Consider the following 23,957-nt stretch of genomic DNA (forward strand, 5'->3'; position numbering starts at 1 on the left):
ATGGCCCCCGCACGCGCATCCGGCACAATGCAATCGCCAGGGCCTGTTCAGGCCCTAGGCCGCGAACTCCAGCGCCTCGCGCAATTGGGTCGAGATTTCCTGCTCGTTTAACGTCGGCGCGAGCATTTCGATGAAGCGGTACGCGTAAGCGCGCAGGAACGCCCCGCGGCGCAACCCGATCCGCGTCGTATTCGGCTCGAACTGATCGCCAAGTGCCAGCACCGCCAGGTCCGAGTCCTTGCGCGGATCAACCGCCATCGCCGCGACGATGCCCACACCCAGGCCCACTTCGACATAGGTCTTGATGACGTCCGTGTCGAGCGCCGTCAGCACGATATCCGGCACCAGGCCCCGATCGGCGAAGGCCTTGTCCACGTGCGAACGCCCCGTGAACTCACCATCGTAGGTAATGATCGGAAACTCCGCCAGATCCTCGAGCGTGAGGTTCTGCCGCCCGACCAACGGATGATCCTTCGGCACCACGGCCACGTGATGCCACGAGTAGCACGGGAATGTCACGATGTCCGGGAACCGGTCCAGCGCCTCGGTCGTAATCCCGATATCCGCCTCGCCGTCGATCACCATTTGGGAAATCTGGCGCGGGCTGCCCTGCCGAAGTGCGAGATGCACTTTCGGATAGATTTCGGTGAACTGCTTGATCACCTGAGGCAACGCGTAACGCGCCTGCGTATGCGTCGTCGCCACGACCAGGTGGCCGCTGTCCTGATCCGCGAACTGACGCGCCACGCGACGCAGATTCTCGGCGTCAAGCAACATACGTTCGATCAGTTGCAACACCGCGCGGCCCGGCTCGGTCAGGCCCGTGAGCCGCTTGCCGCGCCGCACGAATACGTCCACGCCAAGCTCATCCTCCAGATCCTTGATCTGCTTGGATACCCCCGATTGCGAGGTATACAGCGCACTCGCCGCTTCCGTCAGATTCAGGTTCTGACGCACTGCTTCGCGCACATAGCGCAATTGCTGGAAATTCATGTTGGAATTCGCCTCTTCTTGTGTCTTGACTGTCCGTCTTGCGACGATTGCCCGCTCCGGGCCGGTTCATCCTGCTTATCTGTCCTGCAGCGGGAATACGCGCAATGACCGCGGCACGGCGCGCAGTGCTTGCCCCGGCGACGCGTTCAAGGCGCGCCATCCTGCGCGATCGAGTTCCACTTCCCACACGGATGCGTCCGGCGCCGCCAATTCCACCCGCACCGTGCCGCCCAACGGAATCGCACGGCGCACCGACACGTTGATCCCGTGCTCGCCGCTGCTGGCCGGCTGCAACGCCAGATCGTGCGGACGCACGTAGGCAACGGCCCGCCCGTCCTGCGGCCGTGCCGGCAAATCGCCGTCCGGCACGCTCACACGGTACCCGCCGGCATCGGCCACGAAATCGCGCGTCTCCAAGCGGCCGGCGAGCCGGTTCGCCGCACCGAGGAATTCGTATACGAACGCGCTTTCCGGGGCGTCGTAGACGTCCTGCGGCGCGCCAATCTGCGCCACCTGGCCGCGGTTCATCAGCACGATCCGGTCGGCAACCTCCAACGCCTCTTCCTGATCGTGCGTGACGAAGATCGTCGTGATGTGCAGCTCGTCGTGCAGCCGACGCAGCCAGCTGCGCAGCTCCTTGCGCACCTTTGCATCGAGCGCGCCGAAGGGTTCGTCGAGCAACAGCACCTTCGGCTCGACCGCCAGCGCCCGCGCCAATGCAATGCGCTGGCGCTGGCCGCCCGACAGCTCGGCCGGATAGTGGTCGGCCAACCAATCCAGCTGCACGAGACCCAGCAACTCATGCACCTTTGCGCGAATCTGCGGCTCGCTGATGCGCTCACGCCTGGCCTTCACGCGCAAGCCGAAAGCCACGTTCTCGAACACCGTCATGTGGCGGAACAGTGCGTAATGCTGGAAAACGAAGCCGACCTGCCGCTCGCGTGTGCCAATGCTTGCGACGTCCTCGCCGCCCAGCACGATCCGCCCCGCATCGGCGAACTCCAATCCGGCGACAATCCGCAAAAGCGTGGTCTTGCCGCAGCCTGACGGCCCGAGCAATGCCACCAGCTCGCCCGTCGGGAATTCGAGACTGACGTCATCGAGCGCCGCGAAATCGCCAAAGCGCTTGGAAACCTGTTGCACCAGAATGCTCATGACTTACTCCTCTACGACGGCCGCTTTGCGTCGCTCGTTACGATCCTGCGCGAGTTTGTGCTCGGCCCAGAGTTTGAGACCCAGCGTCAGCAACGCGAGCAAGGCCAGGATCGAGGCGGCGGCGAAGGCGCCGACGGTGTGGTAATCGTTGTATTCGATCTCGACATGCAGCGGCAGCGTGTTCGTCTCACCGCGAATGTGGCCGGAGACGACCGACACTGCCCCGAACTCGCCCATCGCACGGGCATTGCACAGGATCACGCCATACAGGAGCCCCCATTTGATCTTGGGCAACGTTATGCGCGTAAAGACCTGCCAGCCGCTGGCCCCCAGCACGCGCGCGGCTTCCTCCTCTTCACTGCCCTGCGCCTGCATCAGCGGAATCAGTTCGCGCGCGACGAACGGGAACGTCACGAAGATCGTCGCAAGCACCAGGCCCGGCGTTGCGAACACAATCTTCAGATCGTGCGCGTCGAGCCAGTCCCACAGCGGCCCCTGACGGCCGAACAGCAGCAGAAAGGTCATGCCGGCAATCACCGGCGAGACGGAAAACGGCAGATCGATCAGCGTTGTCAGCAGGCGCTTGCCCTTGAAGTCGAAACGGGCAATGGCCCACGATGCGGCAACGCCGAACACGAGATTCAGCGGCACGGCGATCAACGCGATCAACACCGTCAGGCGAATGGCCGACAAGGCATCGTCATTGCCGAGCCCGTCCCGGTAAGCGTCGAACCCCTTGCCGAACGCGGTCGCGAACACGGACGCCAGCGGCAGCAGGAGGAACAGGGCGAAGAAGACGAGCGCGATGCCGATCAGCGCGGCCTTGACGACGGGATGCTCGTCGGTCGGATCGGCGGGCCGGCGCGTGGCCACGGATGGCAGCCGTGTTTTGAACGTCAATACGTCGGACATGGTCGGTTCCCGGGCGTCTCAGGCGGCGGATCGCTTGCCGGCGTGCCGGCGTTGCAACCACCATTGCAGCGTATTGATCAGCAACAACAGCACGAAGGAAATCAGCAACATCACGACAGCCAGCGCCGCGGCGCCCGCATAGTCGAACTGCTCGAGTTTGGTCACGATCAGGAGCGACGTGATTTCGGACACCATCGGGATGTTGCCCGCAATGAAGATGACAGAGCCGTACTCACCCACCGCGCGCGCAAAGGCTAACGCGAAACCTGTCAGCAGTGCCGGCAATACGGCAGGCACGATAACGTAGCGCACGGTCTGCCAACGGCTCGCGCCCAGGCAAGCGGCGGCTTCCTCCTGCTCGCGCTCGAATGCCTCGAGCACGGGCTGAAGGGTGCGCACCACGAAGGGCAAGCCGATGAAGGTCAGCGCGACCAAAATGCCCCACGGCGTGAAGGCGATTTTCGCGCCGAACGGCGCGAACCAGCGGCCGACCCACCCGTTCGGTGCATAGATCGCCGCCAGCACGATGCCGGCAACCGACGTCGGCAGCGCGAACGGCAAATCGATCAACGCGTCGACGAAACGTTTGCCGGGGAACGCATAGCGCACCAGCACCCAGGCGAGCACGAAGCCGAACACGGCATTGAGCGCCGCGGCCGCCAACGACAAACCGAACGTGAGCCGGTACGAGGCCAGCACGCGGGGCGACGCCACCGCCCCCACGATGCCGCCCCAATCGAGCGAGCTTGCCTTGACGAACACCGCAAGCAGCGGAATCAGCACGACGAGGCTCAGGTAGGCGACGGTATACCCCATCGTCAGCCCAAATCCCGGCAGTGCACTCGGCTTGCGCCAGAAAGGAATCAATGCGGCAGTCATGACGGTCAGCCTGGTTCGTTATTTTTTGGTGTAGATCTGGTCGAAAATGCCTCCGTCGGCGAAATGCCGGGCCTGCGTTTTTGGCCAGCCGCCCAGGTCGGCGTCAACGGTGTACAGCTTCAGCTTCGGATATTGCGCGGCGTATTTCTTCGCGATCGCGGACGAACGGGGACGGTAGAAATGTTTCGCGGCAATTTCCTGCCCTTCCGGCGAATACAGGTAATTGAGATACGCCTCGGCGACCTTGCGCGTACCGTGCTTGTCCGCGTTCTTGTCGACAACGGCCACCGGCGGCTCCGTCAGGATCGACGAGGACGGCACGACGATATCGAACTTGTCCGGCCCCAGATCCTTGACGGACAGCAGGGCTTCGTTTTCCCAGGCAATCAGCACGTCGCCGATGCCGCGCTCGACGAACGTGGTCGTCGCGCCCCGCGCGCCCGAATCGAGCACTGCGACATTCTTGTAGAGCGCCCTCACGAAATCCTGCGCCTTCGCCTCGCTGCCGCCCGGCTGCTTGAGCGCAAACAGCCACGCGGCGAGATAGTTCCAGCGTGCACCGGCCGACGTCTTCGGGTTCGGCGTCACGACGCTGATGCCCGGCCTGGCGAGATCGTCCCAATCCTTGATGTGCTTCGGATTGCCTCGGCGCACGAGCAGCACGATGGTCGAGGTGTACGGCGTGGCGTTGTCCGGCAGACGTTTCTGCCAGTCCTTGTTCACGAGCCCGGCCTGGGCAAGTTCATCAATGTCCGCCGAAATGCCGAGCGTCACCACGTCGGCCGGCGCGCCGTCCAGGACGGTGCGCGCCTGCTTGCCCGAGCCGCCGTGCGAAGCCTTTACGTTGACGGCGTCGCCGCCGGCCTGCTTGTAATACTTCTCGAACGCCTTGTTGAAGTCGGCGTAAAGTTCGCGCGTCGGATCGTAGGAAACGTTCAACAGCGAGACGCTCGCGGCGTGCGCCTGCGACGTAAGCCCGACGATCAATGCAAGCCCGCCCAATGCGGCAGCCAGCTTGTCAGCTTTCCAACCCCGTGCAGCTTTGCTCATGACAAACGCCCCTTGTTTGCTTTGTTCTGGGAGCCCAGTCTAGGGAAAAGCCTAAATAATTAAAAATAATTATTTCTCGTTTGTTTATACAGGAATAGGGATTAGCGAATTTCTGCTTTCGTAGCGGGAAACGCGGTGCAGCTTGGCGTTACGGCGAAAAAGGGTGTGAAAATGGTGGGGCGGGACGGCATGAAACGGAAAACTTCATGCACCGCTTGAAGTTTTCGCTTGCCAAACGGCAAGTACTGTACAAAAATACAGTCATCTGTACTTCTATACAGTGATGCCATGATCAAACTGACTGCCCGCCAACAACAGGTCTACGAACTTGTCCGCCAGGCCATCGAGCGCACGGGCTTTCCGCCCACGCGCGCCGAGATCGCTGCCGAGCTGGGCTTTTCGTCAGCCAATGCTGCCGAAGAGCATTTGCGTGCGCTGGCGCGCAAAGGCGTCATCGAGCTCGCCGCGGGCCAATCGCGGGGCATTCGTCTGAAACGTCTCGACGAAGCCGGCGGCGCGCATCAGTTCACCCTTCCCCACATGGCGCTCATGCAACTGTCGTTGCCGCTTGTGGGCCGCGTCGCCGCGGGCAGCCCGATCCTGGCGCAGGAGCACATCGAGTCGCACTTCCAGTGCGATCCCAACATGTTTGCGCGACAGCCCGATTACCTCCTGAAGGTGCGTGGCATGAGTATGCGCGACGCAGGCATTCTCGATGGCGATTTGTTGGCAGTGCAACGCGCGGCAGACGCGCGCGAGGGCCAGATCGTCGTGGCGCGTATCGGCGACGACGTCACTGTGAAACGTTTCCACCGCCTGTCCGACGGCGTAGAACTGATCGCCGAGAATCCGGACTTCCCGAATATTCACGTTGACATGAGCAGCGGCGATTTCGCGCTCGAAGGCATTGCTGTGGGCTTGATCCGCAATACCGACCTTTAGTCCACTGGCAAAAGCGATGCGCCGGGCCGCCAAGGCGGCTGACGGCGCCCCGATTTCCCATGTTGTAAATCCCCTGCGCCGGCCAATGCCCGGCGCCCGTGCCCTCTTGCGCCCGCGATTTGTCGATCAGCATCACTCAGCATCTTGCGCGAACGTCATGAAGGCATGCTACCCGCCGCAAAGGCAATGCTTCCGAGGAACCGCATCATGGCTCGACTGCTTGGATTGTTCCGTGCTTCGCTTGGCCGCCCGGCCGCCGCTTCGATCACCGCGCTCTATGGCTTGTCGGCGCTGTCGGGTCCGTTCGCAGCGGCGCCCGCCGTCGCACGCTCGATGCCCGCGCTGCCCGCTATCCGGCGCGCGCGAAGCGCCCGTCACGCGAACGCTGCGCAACCGCATCGGCCGGTACGCATGTACCGCGATACGTCGCACATCGTGATGGTCGGCTCAATCGCCGACATCTGCCGCAAGCTCGATCAGGCAGTCGGCGACCGATACAGCCAGATCGAGGGTTGATCGCCGCAAACGCCCCGGCGTGCAACGCGTTGCTGACGCAGCGCCGCCCGGGCGTGCACGACTTCAGGCGCCGCCAAGACCCGCCAGCGGATGATCGGCTGCCGTTCGGTCACCGGCAAAGAAACGCCCGATATCGGCAGCCGTGACGTCTTCGATGCGTGCATGCCGCCAACGCGGCGCGTGATCCTTGTCGACCGCCAACGCGCGAATCCCCTCCACGCCTTCGCCGCCGCCCGCCACGTCGAATACGCATTCCATCATGTGCAGCTCGTCACGCAGTTCGTCCGCGAGCGACAGGTCGCGCGCGCGGCGCACCTGCTCGAGCGTGACGCACACCATCAGCGGGGAACGCTTTCGCAGCGCCGCCGCGGTTTCCTGTGCCCATTCGGCATACTCGCTCCCCGCCTCGGCGTCGAGCGCGGCGATGATGGCGGGCATGTCGGGCAAGGCGAAATGCGCATCGATCGCCGGCTGGAGCGCCGCCAGCCTGCCCTTGCGCAAATCGGCAAGCACGGGCTGACGCGCCACGAATTCGCGCACGGATGACAACACCGCCTCGCCATCCTCCCAATCGCCGTTGGCCAGCATTTCGCGCAACGCAGGCAACGTGCCACGCGGCGCAAGGACGTCGGCAAGTCCTGCGTACAGCGCGTCTTCGGCGCCGATGACCGTCCCCGTGACGCCCAGGTATTCGCCGAGGCGGCCCGCAAGCCGCGACAGGAAATAGCCGCCGCCCACATCCGGAAACAGGCCGATCTGGGTCTCGGGCATGGCCATGCGCGTGGCCTCGGTCACGATGCGCAGCGCGGCGCCCTGGGAGATGCCCATGCCCCCGCCCATCACGACGCCGTCCATCAAGGCGATATACGGCTTCGGATAGGTGGCGACGGCATAGTTGAGGGCGTACTCCTTGACGAAGAAATCCATCACATCCGTCGCCCCCGCCTGCACCGCCTCGTGGAAGTAACGGATGTCGCCGCCGGCGCACAGGCCCTTCTCGCCCGCGCCTTGCAATATCACGGCCACGACGTTTTCGTCCTCGCGCCACGCCTCGATCGTTTCCGTCAATGCGAGGATCATATCTTTCGAAAGCGCATTGAGCGCCTTCGGGCGATTCAGGGTGATGAAGCCGATGCGGCCCCGGATGTCGGTATGAACGAATTCAGTCATGGCAATCGAAGATGGCAGTCGAAATCGGACAATCGCACGCAGGCAAATCGATGCGGCACGCCACAATGCAAAAAAGCCGGCGCTGGGCACCGGCTCTCTCGCTGCGCACGCCCGGGCGGCAAGCCATTCGCAGGAATGGATGTCGCTACCGTCGTGAGCTTACGCTGTTTCGCGCGATGCGCGCTTGCGTTCGTGTTCCTTCAGGAAACGCTTGCGCAGGCGGATCGTTTGCGGCGTCACTTCCACGAGTTCGTCGTCGTCGATGAATTCGACGGCGTATTCAAGGCTCATGGCGATCGGCGGCACAAGGCGCACGGCTTCATCGGTACCTGAAGCGCGCACGTTCGTCAGCTGCTTACCCTTGATCGGGTTGACGACGAGGTCGTTGTCGCGGCTGTGAATGCCGATGATCATGCCTTCATACAGCGCATCGCCCGGCTTCACGAACATGCGGCCGCGATCCTGCAGCTTCCACAGGGCATAGGCCACGGCCGCGCCGTCGTCCTGCGAAATCAGCACGCCGTTACGACGTTCGCCGAGCGCACCGTCCTTAAGCGGCGCGTACGCGTCGAAAATGTGGCTCATCAAGCCCGTGCCACGCGTCATCGACAGGAAGTCGCCCTGGAAGCCGATCAAGCCACGCGCCGGAATGCGGTACTCGAGGCGCGTACGGCCACGGCCGTCAGACACCATGTCCAGCATTTCGCCCTTGCGGCGGCCGATTTCCTCCATGACCCCGCCCTGGTGTTCGTCTTCCAGGTCGATCGTCAGCATTTCGTACGGCTCGTGCTTCACGCCGTCGATTTCCTTGAGCACCACACGCGGACGCGACACGGCCAGTTCATAGCCTTCGCGGCGCATGTTTTCGATCAGGATCGTCAGGTGCAGTTCGCCGCGGCCCGACACTTCGAAGATCGAGTCTTCGTCGGTGTCTTTCACGCGCAGCGCGACGTTGTGATTCAGTTCCTTGTGCAGACGGTCACGAATCTGACGGCTCGTCACGAACTTGCCTTCACGGCCGGCCAACGGAGACGTGTTCACGCAGAAGTTCATGGTCAGCGTGGGCTCGTCGACGGTGAGCACCGGCAGTGCTTCAGGCGTATCGGCCGCGCAGATCGTCGCGCCGATGCCGACGTCTTCAATGCCGTTGATCAGCACGATGTCGCCCGCTTGCGCGCCATCGGACATCACGCGATCGAGGCCCTCGAACGTCAACACCTGGTTGATCTTGCGGTTCAGGACTTCGCCTTCGGGACCAAAGCGCATCACGACGGGTTGACCCGGCTTGATGCGGCCGCGCGTAATGCGGCCGATACCGATACGGCCGACGAACGTCGAGTAGTCGAGCGAACTGATCTGCAACTGCAGCGGGCCGTCGACGTCCGCTTCGCGGACCGGCACATGCTTGAGGATCGCGTCGAACAGCGGACGCATGTCGCCTTCGCGAACGTCCGAGTCGAGGCTCGCGAAACCGTTCAGCGCCGACGCGTACACCACCGGGAAATCGAGTTGCTCGTCGGTCGCGCCCAGCTTGTCCATCAGGTCGAAGGTCTGGTTGATGACCCAGTCAGGACGCGCGCCCGGACGGTCGATCTTGTTGACCACGACGATCGGCTTGAGGCCCAGGCCCAGCGCCTTGCGCGTGACGAAGCGCGTCTGGGGCATCGGGCCCTCGACGGCGTCGACCAGCAGCAGCACGCTGTCGACCATCGACAGGACACGCTCCACTTCCCCGCCGAAGTCGGCGTGGCCCGGGGTGTCGACGATATTGATGTGCGTGCCTTCGTATTCGACAGCACAATTTTTGGCGAGGATCGTGATGCCGCGCTCTTTTTCGATGTCATTCGAATCCATCACGCGCTCAGCAACCTGCTGGTTTTCGCGGAACGTTCCGGACTGGCGCAGCAATTTGTCGACGAGCGTGGTTTTGCCGTGGTCGACGTGCGCGATGATGGCGATATTACGGAGAGCGCGGGTCATGAAAAGAAGGTGCTGAGCAGCTTTAGGGGAATCTGCAATTCTACCACCTCGGCGTGTCTACCGTCATCCTGCTTCTGCGATGCAGCATTTTCGGCACATCTTTTTTTGCCGCACGATCCCGATTCCGCCGAAAACGAGGCGAATCCCCCTGCCCGCACTGCGCAAACACCGTCGAGCGCAATAATTGCCTAGTCAATTATTGCCGGCACTTGCAAATTTTTAAGCGTTCACTATAATCATGTCTAGTCAACTATTGCATGGGCACGTAAATGACACAGGACGACATAACGAGGAAGGCCCCATTGGCTCATCCGGGTTACGACATGGACGAATCGATCGGCTACCTCGTCGCGCGTGTCCGTCAGCTGCTCCTCAATCAACTGACGCAGGAAACGTCGAAATTCGGGCTGACCAGCACGCAGGCGACCATGCTTTACAAGGTCGCGAGCGGCAAATGCAATAACGCGGCCGATCTGGCGCGGGAGTATTGCATCGACGCGAGCGCGGTCACCCGCCTGCTCGACCGGCTGGAGAAGCAGGGTTTGCTGATCCGTGAGCGCAGCCTGACCGACCGCCGCACCGTCAATCTGCGTGCGACGGATGAAGGCCGGGCCATGACGGCGCGCTTGCCTTCGATTTTCCTGGACACGGCCGACCACCTGATGCGCGGCATCTCCGATGACGAGATCGGCATGCTCAAAAGCCTCCTGCGCCGCATCATCGTCAACGGCGAATCCGGGTGACGGCTCCCCGGCCAGGCGGCGACACCGTTCAGGCGCCGCCGATGACATTCGCAGCGCCAGTGCGCGTGCGATGTCAGTGTTGAAGGTAATCGATTTGAAGATCCTCTCCGGGCCTCCGGAAACATTTCAGAGTAAAGGTTTTGCGATGACAGCGGCCTCTCCGTTCTTCCCGCGCTTGCGCACCCTCAGTGCCGTCTGCCTCGCGGCGGCCACGCTGGGGTTCGCCGGTTGCGCCAATTTCGCCGGCATCCATAGCGACAAACAGATCGCCTCGGCCGACAGCTTCGCGACGCAACGCAGTTTGCCCAACGAAGGGGGCCAGTGGCCCGGCACCGACTGGGCCGATCATTTCGGCGACCCTCAGCTCACGCAACTGATCGGCGAAGCCCTCGCGAGCAACCCCGACCTCGCCGTCGCGCAAGCGCGCCTGAATGCCGCGCGCGCGCAAGTCGAGGGTGCCGGCGCGGCGTTGTTGCCGTCCGTCAATCTCGCGGGCTCGGTCTATCGCGAAAAATTCACCCAGAACACCATTTATCCGCCGGGTTTCGGCGGCGTCTGGTTCACCCAGGGCGACGTGATGGCCAGTCTGGACTGGGAACTCGACCTGTGGGGCAAGAACCGCGCCGCCCGTTCGCAAGCGACGTCGCAGGAGAAGTCGGTCGAGGCGGAAGATCAGGAAGTGCACCTGACATTGTCGACCGCCGTCGCGCGCGCCTACAACCAACTCGCCCAGCAATACGCCCTGCGCGATGTGATCGAGCGCCAGATCCAGCAGCGCGAGTCGCTCGGCAAGTTGACCCTCGACCGAGTACGCGCGGGCCTGGATACGCAAGTCGAACAGAAGCAGGCCGAAAGCAATACGGCCGACGCGAATACGCAGCTCGCGCAGATCGACGGCCAGATCCTGCTCACGCGTCATCAGTTGGGCGCGCTGCTCGGCAAGGGTCCGGACCGCGGCCTCGATATCGCGCGCCCGAGCCTGAATGCACAAGCCGCACTGCAGTTGCCTGACAACGTACCGCTGTCGCTGCTCGGACGCCGGCCGGACATCGTATCGGCGCGCTGGGCCGTGGAATCCCAGCTCAAGGGGGTCGACGTGGCCAAGGCGCGCTTCTACCCGGACGTCAACCTGAATGCGGCCTTCGGCTTCTCGACCTTCGGCCTGGGCAAGCTGTTCAGTGCGAGCAGCCAGAACATCCAGTACGGTCCCGCCATCAGCCTGCCGATTTTCGACGGCGGCCGCCTGCGCGCCAACCTGAAGGGCCAGTACGCCGCGTATGAAGCCGCCGTCGCGAACTACGACGCCACACTGAACAAGGCGCTGACGGACATCGCCGATCGCGTATCGTCGATCCGCGCGAACGACAAGCAGCTGGTCTCGCAACGCGTGGCGCAGGACGCCGCGCAGCACGCGTACGACCTGGCCGTGCAGCGTTATCGCGCCGGCCTCGTGCCGCAATTGCTCGTGCTCAACACGGAATCCGCCCTCCTGACGCAGGAAACCACGCGCGTGAATCTGGAAGGCGCGCGCCGCGATCAGCAGATCGGCTTGATCAAGGCCCTCGGCGGCGGCTTCGATGCCAACGCCGCCGGACTGTCGCCCGATGCGGATAAACGCACGAGCGCGTCCACCGACACCGCGCCGAGTGCGCAATAAGCCCGGGCACAGACCCGGCAGAACTGCACACAACAAACGTCAAGACACTGAAAAGATACGGAGCAAATGATGAGCGACACCCAACAACAAGCGCCCGCCCAGCAGCCCGCGCCGACCAACGGCAAGCGGCGCCGCATGATGTTGACGCTGACGGCCGTGATCGCGATCGCCGCGATTGGCTATGGCGCCTACTACGGCCTGTACGCGCGCTTCTATGAAGATACCGACGACGCCTACGTGGCCGGCAATGTGGTGCAGATCACCCCGCAGGTCAGCGGCACGGTCACCGGTGTGAAGGCGGACGATACGCAAATGGTCAAGGCGGGCCAACCGCTGGTAGAACTCGACCAGACCGACGCCAAGGTCGCACTGCTGCAAGCCGAAGCGAACCTGGCACAGTCGGTCCGTCAGGTGCGTACGCTGTTCGTCAACAACGACGCATTGTCCGCAACTGTCGCCATGCGCGAAGCTGAGCTCACGCGGGCGCAATCCGACGTGAAACGCCGTGAAATGGCTGCCGCCAGCGGCGCCGTGTCGCGTGAAGAACTGGCGCATGCCCAGGACACCGTGAAGACCGCGCAAGCTGCGCTCGAAGCCGCACGCGGCCAGCTCGTGTCAAACAAGGCGCTGACAGACAAGACCTCGGTCACCACGCACCCGAGTGTCCAGCAGGCCGCCGCGAAGTTGCGCGCGTCGTACCTCGACTACGCTCGCACCTCGATTCCGGCGCCGGTTGACGGTTACGTCGCCAAGCGTTCGGTACAGGTCGGTCAACGCGTCGCGCCGGGCGCCCCGCTGATGGCGCTGGTGCCACTCAATCAAGTGTGGGTCGACGCGAACTTCAAGGAAGTGCAGATCTCGCACATGCGCATCGGCCAACCGGTCACGCTGACGGCCGACGTGTACGGTTCGAGCGTGGAGTACAAGGGCACCGTGGCCGGTTTCTCGGCCGGCACGGGAAGCGCCTTCTCGCTGCTGCCGGCGCAGAATGCCACCGGCAACTGGATCAAGGTCGTGCAACGTCTGCCGGTGCGCATCGCCCTTGACGCCGATCAGCTCAAGCAGCATCCGCTGCGCGTCGGCCTGTCGATGCAGGCCAAGGTGAACGTGCGCAGCACCGAGGGCAAGGAATTGGCCGAGGCGCCCGCCATGCCGGTGTATTCGACCGAGGTGTACGACAAAATCGGCCATGACGCCGACGAAATCGTCGCCCGCATCATCAGTGAAAATGCCGGCGGCCCCAACGGCGCACCGGCGGCCGACACGCGCAACCAACCGGCCCGCGCGCGTCCCCTGTAATCAGGATACGCAACACTTTACTGCCGCCCCCCATTCATGAAACCGCAAACCCCTCCTGCCCCCCTCACGGGGGGCCAGTTGGTCCTTGGCACGATCGCGCTGTCGCTCGCCACGTTCATGAACGTGCTCGACACATCCATTGCGAACGTGTCGATTCCGGCTATCTCGGGCGATCTCGGCGTGTCGTCGAGCCAGGGCACATGGGTCATCACCTCGTTTGCAGTCGCCAACGCCATCTCCGTGCCGCTCACGGGGTGGCTCACCGAACGCTTCGGTCAGGTTCGTCTGTTCATCACGTCGATCCTGCTGTTCGTCCTGGCATCCTGGCTGTGTGGCATGGCGCCCACGCTCGAGATCCTGCTGGCTGCGCGCGTGCTGCAAGGCGCCGTTGCCGGACCGATGATTCCGCTGTCGCAATCGCTGTTGCTGTCGAGCTATCCGCCGCACAAGAGCTCCATGGCGCTCGCGCTGTGGGGCATGACGACCCTCGTCGCGCCTGTCATGGGCCCGATCCTGGGGGGCTGGATTTCAGACAATTACCATTGGCCGTGGATCTTTTACATCAATATCCCCATCGGCATTGCCGCGGCGTATGTCACGTGGCTGATCTATCACAAGCGTGAATCGCAGACCCAGCGCAAGCCGATCGACAAGGTCGGGTTGGGCCTGCTTGTCGTATGGGTCGGCTCGCTTCAGGTCATGCTCGACAAGGGCAAGGAACTCGACTGGTTCCAGTCGGGCACAATCATCGCACTCGCGCTGGTGGCGCTCGTCTCGTTCTGTTTCTTCGTGATCTGGGAAATTACCGAGGAGCATCCGGTCGTCGATCTCACACTGTTCAAGCGCGTGAACTTCACCGGCGGCGTGGTCGCGATTTCCGTCGGCTACGGGCTGTTCTTCGGCAATCTGGTGGTCCTGCCGCAGTGGCTGCAGATCTACTTGGGTTATACGGCGACCGAAGCTGGCCTCGTCATGGCGCCGGTGGGATTGTTTGCGATCATCCTGTCGCCGATCATCGGGAAGACGTTGCCCAAGCTCGATGCGCGCTGGGTCGTCACGGTATCATTCCTGCTGTTCGCCCTTGTGTTCGTGATGCGTTCGCACTTCAATACGCTGGTGGACACGCGGACGTTGATGATTCCGACGTTCCTGCAAGGCGTGCCGATGTCGATGTTCTTCATCCCGCTTACGGCCATCATCCTGTCCGGGCTGCCGGCTCATCGGATTCCGGCGGCCGCAGGCTTGTCGAACTTCGTGCGGATCACTTGCGGCGCCGTGGGCACGTCGATCGCGACGACGGTCTGGGACAATCGGATCAGCCTGCATCATGCACAGATGACCGAGCGTCTGACGCCGTACAACACGCCGTTCACCCAGTCGGTCGACGCATTGTCGAGCGCGGGCCTTTCGGCGCCGCAGGCGAACGGCTTCATCGACCGGATCGTCACGCAGCAGGCAGCCATGCTCGGCGCGAACGACTTGTTCTGGATCTCGGCGGTGCTGTTCCTGCTGATGATCGCGATGGTGTGGATCACGCGGCCGATGAAGGGTAGCGGTGGCGGTGACGCGGCCGCAGGGGCGCATTAGGGCCTGATGCCGTTCAGTCAAGAAAACGGAAGCCGTTTCGAAGCCATTCGGAACGGCTGTGTTCTTAAGTTCTTCACGGATGACTGGGCCGCTGGTGTGTGCTTGACTGCACGAAGCCTTCTCTTGCCTATCTGTGCTCACGCCGGCTGCAACTGCCCGTCTTGCCTATTCATGCTCGCGCCGGCCGCAACGGCCCTTCTTGCCTATTGATGCTCGCGCCGGCCGCAGCATTGACCCGCTTTCCGCTCCCGACAGAACACACGTACGCGGAAAGCGGGTCAACGCTCCGGCGAACCGCTCAAGTCGCGTCGACACACTGCCTCAAGCCACCCAATGCTTGCCCAAGTCTGACGCTACCGCCGTCTTCACCCGCCGCTCCACGCGGCATGCCGATTCCCGGACTCGCTCACGAGGGACCGGCGTCGACTCCGATAATCGTCATGCCGTGATACCCCGGCGGTCCACTCAGCCCCCGCGGCCTCGGGGCCGTAAACCGAACGAAGCTTCCGGCGCGCCACTGCGTATCGTGCGACGCGGTTCATCGGCGACGACGACGGTCACGCTTCTCGCGTATCAAATCACCCGTTCAAAAGCACCATCACTTCACACTCACAACCGGATGAGCCAGATTCACGGCGCAACGCACCGTATGCGTTGCAGGCCAACCCGGGCCTATCTCCCACGTATCAAGGTTTCTCCCGGTCATCACGGGGTCACGAGAAAACCGGCACGTTATCCTAATGATTTTCTCGGACAATTCCGAAAGTCGCGCAAAACGATAGAATTGGCGGCATATCGCCTTGTACATGCCGTGTGCCGCGCGTAATCTTTCCTTGTCGCGCCCCAAGCGCGACTCGGGTGTGAGAACCCGGTAGCGATGAAATGGGCACACGGCCGTGCTTCGCGCACGGTCCGTTGTGCACTGACTGTTCACGTCTATCACTGGGCGGGCACAGGTCGGGTGACCCTCGGGTCAGCCGTTCTCTTCCATTTGGTCGCGCGGTTTCTCACCCCGGCCTGGTGCCCGCCCACCCGTTCGCCATCGGAACGCACTATCTCTTACGTCACTCCCACGACAGCGCTGAGCGGGCGCAATCCCACTTTGTTGTGTTGGAGGTGTTATGTCTGAAGTTGAGCGTCAACTTTCCCCGGAAGACGAAGCAATTGCCCAGTGTCGTCGGGAGCAGGATGAACGCGCGGTTGAACTGCGCAATGTGACTGGCAAGATCGTCGCGCTGTCGATGGTGGGTGGCCAAGGCGGGATCGATTCGCTGGATGAGGAATTCGTGCATGCGTTCTTTGAGCAACTTGAAGAACTCGCGAACACCGCGCATGAACTTTCGGCGCAAATCTTCGAGCAGCGGAACAACCTTATCGATCGTGCGCAGCCGCTTGCCGCATAACGCCCGCCCGCAGCGGCAGCTTTGCCCGGATGCCATGTCATCCGGGCGTTTATCGATGCGTTACCGCCCAGACCTCCGCGATAAGGCTGGAATACACCGAAGGGTTTCAACGAACCGGGGTGCGTCGCGCGGCGCCGGTACGTCGAAACCCGCGTTCGGTTTACGGCCCCGAGGCCGCGGGGGCTGTGTGGACCGCCGGGGTGTCACGGCATGACGATTATCGGAGTCGACGCCGGTCCCTCGAGAGCGAGTCCGGGAATCGGCATGCCGCGCGGAGCGGCTGGTGACGACGGCTGTTGCGTCAGACTGGGGCAAGCATTGGGCGGCGTGAGGTAGTGTGTCGACGCAGCGGTAGCGGTTCGCCGGAGCGTTGACCCGCTTTCCGCGTACGTGTGTTCTGTCGGGAGCGGAAAGCGGGTCAATGCTGCGGCCGGCGCGAGCATCAGTAGGCAAGACGGGCAGTTGCACCCGGCGCGAGCACCAGTAGGCAAGACGGGCAGTAGCGCCCGGCGCGAGCACCAATAGGCAAGAGTAGCAGTAGCGGCCGGCACGAGCAAAAATGTCAAGAGAAGCGCCGATTCGGGCGGGGGTTTTTGTTGCAACGGGAAAGCCTGCAAAAATCCAAGTATCATCGCGGTAACTCGAAGGTTCCCCGCAATCCCCCCAAACTCGCGTGCTTTCATGAACAATCCACATAATCCGATGGCTCGGTCCGAAACGACCTTCCGCTTTCTCGCCGAGCCCGCAGCCGTCAATTTCGGCGGCAAGGTGCACGGCGGCTCGCTGATGAAATGGATCGACGAGGTCGCCTATGCATGCGCCGCGACGTGGTCCGGCCGCTACTGCGTGACGGTCAGCGTTGGCAATATCCGCTTTCGCCGCCCGATCCTCGTCGGCAATCTGGTCGAATTGCGCGCTCGGGTAGTGGCAACCGGCCGCACGAGCATGCACATCCACGTATCCGTGTACGCAGGCGATCCGAAATGGGGCGAACTGCGCCAGACGACCGACTGCCTGATGGTGTTCGTGGCCGTCGACGAAAGCAATCATCCGGTCGGCGTACCGTCATTCGTGCCGGAAACGGACGAGCAAAAGGCGTTGGCCAAGTATGCGATGGATGTGAAGGCCGCCCTCGACGCCATCGTCGAGCTGAAGCCGGAGACCGTGACGAACTGATCGCCAAGCCGGCGTGCACCACGCCGGCCATCCCCGCGCTCCCACATCCGAACTGTCAACTTTGACAGTTGCGATGCGCACGACATTCGTGACTCAATGACGGCCGGGCCATCGATTTGCATGGCGGGCGGCCCCACGATTCCCGCCTTTCGCCATTGCGAACGTGCAAGACGGTCTCACTGACTCAACGGCAACACGGCGAGGTGACGTTGATGGCGACAAACCGATGGCTGGCCAAACGGCGGACGTGGCTGTCCGTGGCACTCGCCTTGATGACGTGGATTTCCACGCCCGCCGCCTGGTCGTTGACCGGCGCGGAAGTCGCACAAGTGGTGAACGCGCGGTATCAGAACGCCGTCACGACATGCCCCGTGAACAAACCGGCGTACTACTGTTCAGGCGTGCTGTTGCGGCCACTGCGGAGCGGATCGGCCGATGTGTTTTGGCAGCCGCAGCCAGTGGAAACCGCGCTCGGGTCGGTGCCGTTCACCTATTTGCGGCGCGATGTCGCAATCTCGTCGCTGCCGTCGAGCGCGGGGTTCATCTTCATGGACACCTTGACGGCCGCAGGGCAGGGCAAACCGTTCGACGTACGATGCGCATATCCGCTGGACGTCACCCTCACCGAGGGTGTGGCCGATCACGGATGTGCACTGTCTGCCAACCTGGCGCAGAACGTCGACCCAAGCTCTTGCGCGCCTTTGGGGGTGACCGACGCACCGACGTGGCTGGCTTACTACGCGGCGCAGGGCAAGCAATGCTCGCTGAGCGCTCTGGACGCCCGACAATTCAAATCGAGCCTGGAAGCGCACAACGCGGTGGCCGAGATGGGCGGCGCGAACATCAATGCGATGCTTGTGACGGCATGGGATGTTGTTCATCCCGAGACAGTCCCTGTGCAAGCACTTTTCTATGATATCGGCCACGGGGGCCAGTTATCGCAGCCGCAGCGCTATCAAAAACAATATTTTGATGCAACGGGGCAATGGCTACCGATCCTTCGGCTGTTTTTCGCCGAGGACGGTCAAGCGTCGTTCGGCTATGACGTCAAAGATCAGCTCGACTACGGCTATCAGGTCGCCGGTCGGCTCAACGCGCGCTATACCGACACGGCACCCCAGTGTCCGGGCGGTGACGCATCACTCTATTGCAATGGTGTTGTGATCCGAGTGACCGGATACGGGACGGCCTTCCATTCGTGGAATCCGAGCCCAGGCGCGATCGCCCGCAACGGTGTGGCGTTCTCGTACCTGCGCGTTGACGGCGACGTGACTGCGATAGCCTACGCCGGTGGTGTAGGTCTGATCATGCGAGAGTTGGCGGCCCCCGTGCAAACACCCCTGACTGCACGCTGCATATATCCGTCTGACGGCGCGACCGATGCTCGTGCGGATCGATGTGGTATCAGAGACTCAGACCTCAGTCGCCCGTGTGCGGATCTAGGGATTACCACTCTCGACGCCTGGCGCGCCAATTACGCCATCACCACATGGTCGCAGCAATGCTCGTTCGACGTCGATCAGGCGGCGTTTCAACTGAGTCTCGAAGCCCGGGCAACTTTCCCCAAGCCGCACATTCGTCAAGAGAGCTGGAACGAACTGATCATCACCCCTTGGCGGCAGGACATCCCGACGCAGATCCCGATCGAAGCGATCTTCTACACGGGAGCGAAACTTCCCGGCGCGCAATACATCCAGCAGGATTACCTGGCGACGACGGGGCGCTTCTTGCCGATCGTGCATGTGGATATGAATGCGCCGCCCGGCCAGATTTTCACCTACGCGCCCAATGACCAAGCCACATCGTTATTCGGTGACCTGCCGGCCCCTTCAGGCGCGACATTCTACGAGCGCTTGAATTGACGGGCCCGGGGCACACCCCGATCACCCTTTAAGGTGCCGCAAATTTACGGCAGGATGCCAAGCCTCATGCAATCACTGAGCGCGAGGCGACGCGCCCCTCCCAATTATTGCGTCGCAAGCAGCCGATGCGGCGTGAGCAGCGCCTCGGTATCGAGCTTGGCAACGCCAAGCAAACGCGGCGGCTGGGCGACGGGGTCCCCCCCCGCTTCGCGGTACACGCGCACGTCGATGTCGCCCGCTTCCGCCAGGGCACGCAGTGCATCGGGACAACGCGCGCCATCCAGCCGCAAGCGTTGGCCGTGGCCAAAACGTCTGGCCAAGGCTTCGTCGAGCCAGACGGTCGGCAAAGTCTTCAGCAAGGCATCGACGGGCGCGAGGCGCGCGACGCGATCGGCATGGTCCAACGCCGAAAGCGTCTCGAGCGTTACGGCGCCGTCCAGATCGAGCGGGCCGACGGCCGTGCGGCGCAAGCCGGTGAGATGCGCGCCACAGCCAAGCGCCGTACCGATGTCCTCGGCAAGCGTACGCACGTAGGTGCCTTTGCTGCAAGTCACGCGAAAGGTGAATTCAGGCGCCTCGGGCAACGCGCAGTCGAGCATTTCGAGGCGATGAATCGTGACCTCACGCGCGGCGCGTTCGACCGTCTGACCAGCCCTCGCGTACTCATAGAGCGGCTTGCCGTCGCGCTTGAGCGCGGAGTACATCGGCGGCACTTGCGAGATCGGCCCGGTGAAACGCGGCAGCACGGCGCGGATCGCCGCAGCGTCGCACGTCACCGGCCGGGTCTCGACGATTTCCCCTTCCGCATCGCCGGTCGTGGTCGTCGCCCCAAGGCGCACGCGCGCCTCATACGTCTTGTCAGCCTCGAGCAGATCCTGCGAGAACTTCGTCGCTTCGCCGAAGCACAACGGCAATAAACCAGTGGCGAGCGGATCGAGCGTGCCGGTGTGACCGGCCTTCAAGGCCTGCAGCAAACGCTTGGCCCGTATCAGGGCATCGTTGGAAGACAGGCCCAGCGGCTTGTCGAGCAGCAGCACGCCGTCGAGCAGGAAGCGCGGCAGGCGCTGGCGGGGCGCATTGGCGCGGGAATCCGTCATGTCTGGAAATGGAATTACTTATCGCCGCGGGCGTCGGCCGTGCCTTCATCGTCGGCGCCGTCGTCATCCTTGGCGCGATCGGCGTTGGCCGTGTCGATCAGGTGCGACATCTGGATCGCGTGCTCGATCGACTGATCGTAATGGAAGTGCAGCGTCGGCACGGTATGGATGTGCAGGCGCTTGAACAGCAGGTTACGCAAATAGCCGGCCGCTTCGGTCAGCGCTTCGCGCGTCGCGTCGGGGTCGCCGGTAAGCGTGGTGAAGTAAATCTTGGCATGCGCGTAATCGGGCGTGAGCGCCACGCTTTGCAGCGTGACGAGGCCGATTCGCGGATCCTTGATCTCACGCTGGATCAGGGCCGACAGATCGCGCTGGATCTGGTCGGCGATACGCAGGTTACGATCGGGGATACTACGTTTCTTGGGCATGTAAAACTCGGTGGAACTGGCTGCCCGGGTCCCCCCGGACAGCCTGCCGCCGGCATCGCGCGCTGCTTACAGCGTGCGCGCGACTTCGGTGATTTCGAACGCCTCGAGCTGGTCGCCTTCCTGGATGTCGTTGAAGTTCTTGACCGACATACCGCACTCGAAGCCCTGCTTGACTTCCTTGACGTCGTCCTTGAAGCGCTTGAGCGATTCGAGTTCGCCCGAGTGGACGACCACATTGTCACGCAACACGCGGACCATCGACGAACGCTTGACCGTGCCTTCGAGCACCATACAGCCGGCGACCACACCCACCTTCGGCACGCGGATGACCTGACGCACCTCGGCCAGACCCGTGATCTCTTCCTTCTTCTCCGGCGACAACATGCCCGACATGGCTGCCTTCACTTCATCCACGGCGTCGTAAATGATGTTGTAGTAGCGGATATCGATGCCGTTCGACTCGGCCAGCTTGCGGGCCAGCGCATCGGCACGCGTGTTGAAGCCGATGATGACCGCCTTCGAAGCCGTCGCCAGGTTGACGTCGTTTTCGCTGATGCCGCCGACTGCTGCGTGCACGATCTGCACGCGCACTTCCGGCGTCGACAGCTTGTTGAGCGCGTGAACCAGCGCTTCCTGCGAGCCCTGCACGTCCGCCTTGACGATCAACGGCAGGTTCTTCACCTCGCCTTCGCCCATCTGCTCGAAGATGTTCTCGAGCTTGGCGGCCTGTTGCTTGGCCAGCTTGACGTCGCGGAACTTGCCCTGACGGAACAGCGCGATTTCACGCGCCTTGCGCTCGTCCGGCAACACCAGCACTTCTTCGCCGGCACCCGGCACTTCCGACAGACCTTGAATCTCGACCGGAATCGACGGCCCGGCTTCCTTCGTCGGCTTGCCGGTTTCGTCCAGCATGGCGCGCACACGGCCGTAAGCCTGACCTGCCAGGACCATGTCGCCACGGCGAAGCGTGCCCGACTGCACGAGGATCGTGGCCACCGGGCCCTTGCCCTTGTCGAGCTTGGCTTCGATGACGATACCCTTGGCCGGCGCTTCCTCCGGTGCCTTCAACTCCAGCACTTCGGCTTGCAGCAGCACGTTCTCGAGCAGTTCATCGATACCCGTACCGGCCTTGGCGGACACTTCCACGAACGGCGAGTCGCCGCCGTATTCTTCCGGCACGACGCTCTCGGCGACGAGTTCCTGCTTGACGCGTTCCGGATTGGCATCCGGCTTGTCGATCTTGTTGATCGCCACGACGATCGGCACGCCGGCCGACTTGGCGTGGGCAATGGCTTCCTTCGTCTGCGGCATCACGCCGTCGTCGGCAGCCACCACCAGGATGACGATGTCCGTCGCTTGCGCACCGCGGGCACGCATGGCCGTAAAGGCCTCGTGACCCGGCGTGTCGAGGAACGTGACAGTGCCGCGCGGCGTATCGACGTGATACGCGCCGATGTGCTGCGTGATCCCGCCCGCTTCGCCGGCAGCCACCTTGGCACGGCGGATGTAGTCGAGCAGCGAGGTCTTGCCGTGGTCGACGTGACCCATGACCGTGACGACAGGCGGACGCGGCAGCAATTCAGCGTCGGTCTGTTCGTTGCCCAGGTCGAGCATCGTTTCCGGATCGTCCAGCTTCGCGGCGATCGCCTTGTGGCCGAGTTCCTCGACCACGATCATCGCGGTTTCCTGATCGAGCACCTGGTTGATGGTGACCATCTGGCCCATCTTCATCATCAACTTGATGACTTCCGAGGCCTTCACGGACATCTTGTGCGCCAGGTCGGCGACGCTGATGGTTTCCGGCACGTGCACGTCACGCACGATCGGCTCGCTCGGCGCCTGGAAGGCGTTGCGGTCGTCTTGCGAATGACGGTCGCCGCGGCGGCCGCGGCCACCGCCGCGCCAGCCGTCGGCACCACCCGAGGCGTCGCCGCGCGTCTTCATGCCGGGGCGCTTGTTGCGGTTGGCGTCGTCCTTGGCCCATGCGCCGGGCTTCTTGTCCTTCTTGTCCGTGGCCGTCGCCGTCGACGGCGCAGCGGCAGCCTTCTTCTCGGCCGGCTTGGCGCCTTCCGCACCTGCCGGCTTGGCCGGCTTGTGCAGCGTGCCCTTGGCTTCCGGCTTCGCGGCGGCAGCGGCAGCCGGTGCGGCAGCCGGCGCCGGTTCCGGCGCCTTCAGCACGCGGCGCGGCGCGTTCAGCATTTCGCGAATGGCGCGTGCTTCCGCTTCGGCGGCCGCACGGCGCTTGCGAATGGCTTCCTCTTCGGCGCGCGCCTTGTCGGCTGCGGCGCTGGCCTTCTCGGCAGCGGCACGCGCTTCCTCGCTGGCGCGGCGGGCCTGTTCGCGTTCGGCGTCGGCACGCGCTTGGGCTTGGGCTTCGGCCTTGGCGGCTTCGGCCTTGGCGGCATCGGCCTGCGCGGTGTCGGGCTTGGCGGCGTCGGAAATGGCGGCGTTCACCTGCGCGGCTTCCGCCTTCGCGGAGGCTGCGGCAGCGGCCTGTTCGGCAGCCAATGCCTGTGCAGCGGCACGTTCGGCTTCCTCGCGGGCACGGCGCTCCTCCGCTTCCTTCTCTTCGCGGGCGCGGCGCTCGGCTTCCTCGCGCTCGAGCTGTTCCTGGCGTTGCTTGAGCTCTTCAGCTTCGGCGGCCAGGCGTTCGGCTTCGAGGCGCGCCTCTTCCTCGCGCAAGCGCAGCGCTTCGTCTTCGGCGGACGCCGCGACATCGGCACCTTCGCCGCCCGCCTCGTCACGCTTCACGAATACGCGCTTCTTGCGCACTTCCACCTGGATGGTGCGCGCGCGGCCGGTCGAGTCGGCCTGCTTGATTTCCGAGGTCTGGCGACGCGTCAGGGTAATCTTCTTCTTGTCGCCGTCACCGGCGCCGTGCGACCGGCGCAGGTGTTCCAGCAGGCGGGCCTTGTCGGCTTCCGTCAGGGAATCGTCGGCGCTGAGTTTGTCCACGCCGGCGGCTTTCAATTGCTCCAGCAACACGCCGGCCGGCATTTTCAGTTCTGCGGCAAATTGGGCTACGTTGATGCTCGCCATTCAAACCTCTTCAAGCAAGGCCACGCGCCTTGCGGTTAACTTCGAAATCACTGTTCCATATGCATGCCA

The 23,957-nt window shown here is 63.2% G+C and carries 19 protein-coding genes; 9 read left to right on the forward strand and 10 right to left on the reverse strand.

The features are described 5' to 3' along the window. Nucleotides 1–54: 54 nt before the first annotated feature. The 5 genes from PTE30175_RS16985 to PTE30175_RS17005 all read right to left on the reverse strand — a co-directional run bounded on the left by PTE30175_RS16985 (nucleotide 55) and on the right by PTE30175_RS17005 (nucleotide 4,989). Entirely contained in the window at nucleotides 55–993 is a 939-nt protein-coding gene (locus PTE30175_RS16985) for a CysB family HTH-type transcriptional regulator (RefSeq protein ID WP_150698249.1), read from the reverse strand. A 75-nt stretch (nucleotides 994–1,068) separates the two neighbouring features. Beyond that, nucleotides 1,069–2,148: a sulfate/molybdate ABC transporter ATP-binding protein gene (locus tag PTE30175_RS16990; RefSeq protein WP_150698250.1), complete on the reverse strand. Its 1,080-nt coding sequence runs from the start codon at nucleotides 2,146–2,148 to the stop codon at nucleotides 1,069–1,071. A 3-nt stretch (nucleotides 2,149–2,151) separates the two neighbouring features. After that, nucleotides 2,152–3,060 (reverse strand): sulfate ABC transporter permease subunit CysW, encoded by a 909-nt coding sequence (cysW, locus tag PTE30175_RS16995; RefSeq protein WP_150698251.1) that lies wholly within the window; start codon nucleotides 3,058–3,060, stop codon nucleotides 2,152–2,154. Between the two features lie 18 nt (nucleotides 3,061–3,078). After that, the gene (gene cysT, locus PTE30175_RS17000; RefSeq protein ID WP_150698252.1) at nucleotides 3,079–3,939 is read right to left on the reverse strand and encodes a sulfate ABC transporter permease subunit CysT; all 861 of its coding nucleotides are present in this window, start codon (nucleotides 3,937–3,939) and stop codon (nucleotides 3,079–3,081) included. An 18-nt stretch (nucleotides 3,940–3,957) separates the two neighbouring features. Then, a complete protein-coding gene (locus tag PTE30175_RS17005; RefSeq protein WP_150698253.1) occupies nucleotides 3,958–4,989 on the reverse strand; it encodes a sulfate ABC transporter substrate-binding protein in 1,032 nt (343 codons plus the stop codon). 288 nt (nucleotides 4,990–5,277) lie between these two features. Here PTE30175_RS17005 and lexA point away from each other — a divergent pair, with 288 nt between their 5' ends. Then, nucleotides 5,278–5,931: a transcriptional repressor LexA gene (gene lexA / locus PTE30175_RS17010; protein ID WP_150698254.1), complete on the forward strand. Its 654-nt coding sequence runs from the start codon at nucleotides 5,278–5,280 to the stop codon at nucleotides 5,929–5,931. Between the two features lie 207 nt (nucleotides 5,932–6,138). Beyond that, nucleotides 6,139–6,447, forward strand: coding sequence for a hypothetical protein (locus tag PTE30175_RS17015; protein WP_150698255.1), 309 nt, complete (start codon nucleotides 6,139–6,141; stop codon nucleotides 6,445–6,447). Between the two features lie 63 nt (nucleotides 6,448–6,510). On the opposite strand, the gene PTE30175_RS17020 is transcribed toward PTE30175_RS17015, so the two are convergent. Further along, nucleotides 6,511–7,617 carry an enoyl-CoA hydratase/isomerase family protein gene (locus tag PTE30175_RS17020; protein ID WP_150698256.1) on the reverse strand — a complete coding sequence of 369 codons (1,107 nt, stop codon included), beginning with the start codon at nucleotides 7,615–7,617 and terminating at the stop codon, nucleotides 6,511–6,513. Between the two features lie 159 nt (nucleotides 7,618–7,776). Further along, nucleotides 7,777–9,597 (reverse strand): translational GTPase TypA, encoded by a 1,821-nt coding sequence (typA, locus tag PTE30175_RS17025; RefSeq protein WP_150698257.1) that lies wholly within the window; start codon nucleotides 9,595–9,597, stop codon nucleotides 7,777–7,779. 269 nt (nucleotides 9,598–9,866) lie between these two features. On the opposite strand from typA, the gene PTE30175_RS17030 reads away from it, so the two are divergent. The 7 genes from PTE30175_RS17030 (at nucleotide 9,867) to PTE30175_RS17060 (ending at nucleotide 19,324) form a co-directional block, all read left to right on the forward strand. Then, nucleotides 9,867–10,340, forward strand: coding sequence for a MarR family winged helix-turn-helix transcriptional regulator (locus PTE30175_RS17030; protein WP_150698258.1), 474 nt, complete (start codon nucleotides 9,867–9,869; stop codon nucleotides 10,338–10,340). Between the two features lie 145 nt (nucleotides 10,341–10,485). After that, nucleotides 10,486–11,997, forward strand: coding sequence for an efflux transporter outer membrane subunit (locus PTE30175_RS17035; RefSeq protein WP_150698259.1), 1,512 nt, complete (start codon nucleotides 10,486–10,488; stop codon nucleotides 11,995–11,997). Nucleotides 11,998–12,066: 69 nt separating this feature from the next. Further along, nucleotides 12,067–13,296 (forward strand): HlyD/EmrA/EmrK family protein, encoded by a 1,230-nt coding sequence (locus PTE30175_RS17040; RefSeq protein ID WP_150698260.1) that lies wholly within the window; start codon nucleotides 12,067–12,069, stop codon nucleotides 13,294–13,296. A gap of 36 nt (nucleotides 13,297–13,332) precedes the next feature. After that, nucleotides 13,333–14,883: a DHA2 family efflux MFS transporter permease subunit gene (locus PTE30175_RS17045; RefSeq protein WP_150698261.1), complete on the forward strand. Its 1,551-nt coding sequence runs from the start codon at nucleotides 13,333–13,335 to the stop codon at nucleotides 14,881–14,883. A gap of 1,121 nt (nucleotides 14,884–16,004) precedes the next feature. Next, nucleotides 16,005–16,286, forward strand: a complete 282-nt coding sequence (locus PTE30175_RS17050; protein ID WP_150698262.1) for a hypothetical protein — start codon at nucleotides 16,005–16,007, stop codon at nucleotides 16,284–16,286. A 681-nt stretch (nucleotides 16,287–16,967) separates the two neighbouring features. After that, nucleotides 16,968–17,462, forward strand: coding sequence for an acyl-CoA thioesterase (locus PTE30175_RS17055; RefSeq protein ID WP_150698263.1), 495 nt, complete (start codon nucleotides 16,968–16,970; stop codon nucleotides 17,460–17,462). A gap of 371 nt (nucleotides 17,463–17,833) precedes the next feature. Continuing rightward, complete coding sequence (locus PTE30175_RS17060) at nucleotides 17,834–19,324, forward strand: hypothetical protein (RefSeq protein WP_150698264.1); 1,491 nt, start codon at nucleotides 17,834–17,836, stop codon at nucleotides 19,322–19,324. Between the two features lie 104 nt (nucleotides 19,325–19,428). Here PTE30175_RS17060 and truB read toward each other — a convergent pair whose 3' ends face one another. The 3 genes from truB to infB all read right to left on the reverse strand — a co-directional run bounded on the left by truB (nucleotide 19,429) and on the right by infB (nucleotide 23,888). Next, complete coding sequence (gene truB, locus PTE30175_RS17065; RefSeq protein WP_150698265.1) at nucleotides 19,429–20,421, reverse strand: tRNA pseudouridine(55) synthase TruB; 993 nt, start codon at nucleotides 20,419–20,421, stop codon at nucleotides 19,429–19,431. Between the two features lie 14 nt (nucleotides 20,422–20,435). Beyond that, on the reverse strand, nucleotides 20,436–20,849 hold the full coding sequence (rbfA, locus tag PTE30175_RS17070; RefSeq protein ID WP_150698266.1) for a 30S ribosome-binding factor RbfA: 414 nt from the start codon (nucleotides 20,847–20,849) through the stop codon (nucleotides 20,436–20,438). 66 nt (nucleotides 20,850–20,915) lie between these two features. Next, entirely contained in the window at nucleotides 20,916–23,888 is a 2,973-nt protein-coding gene (gene infB, locus PTE30175_RS17075) for a translation initiation factor IF-2 (protein WP_150698267.1), read from the reverse strand. Nucleotides 23,889–23,957: the final 69 nt, after the last annotated feature.

Source organism: Pandoraea terrae (assembly GCF_902459695.1).
Lineage (GTDB): Bacteria > Pseudomonadota > Gammaproteobacteria > Burkholderiales > Burkholderiaceae > Pandoraea > Pandoraea terrae.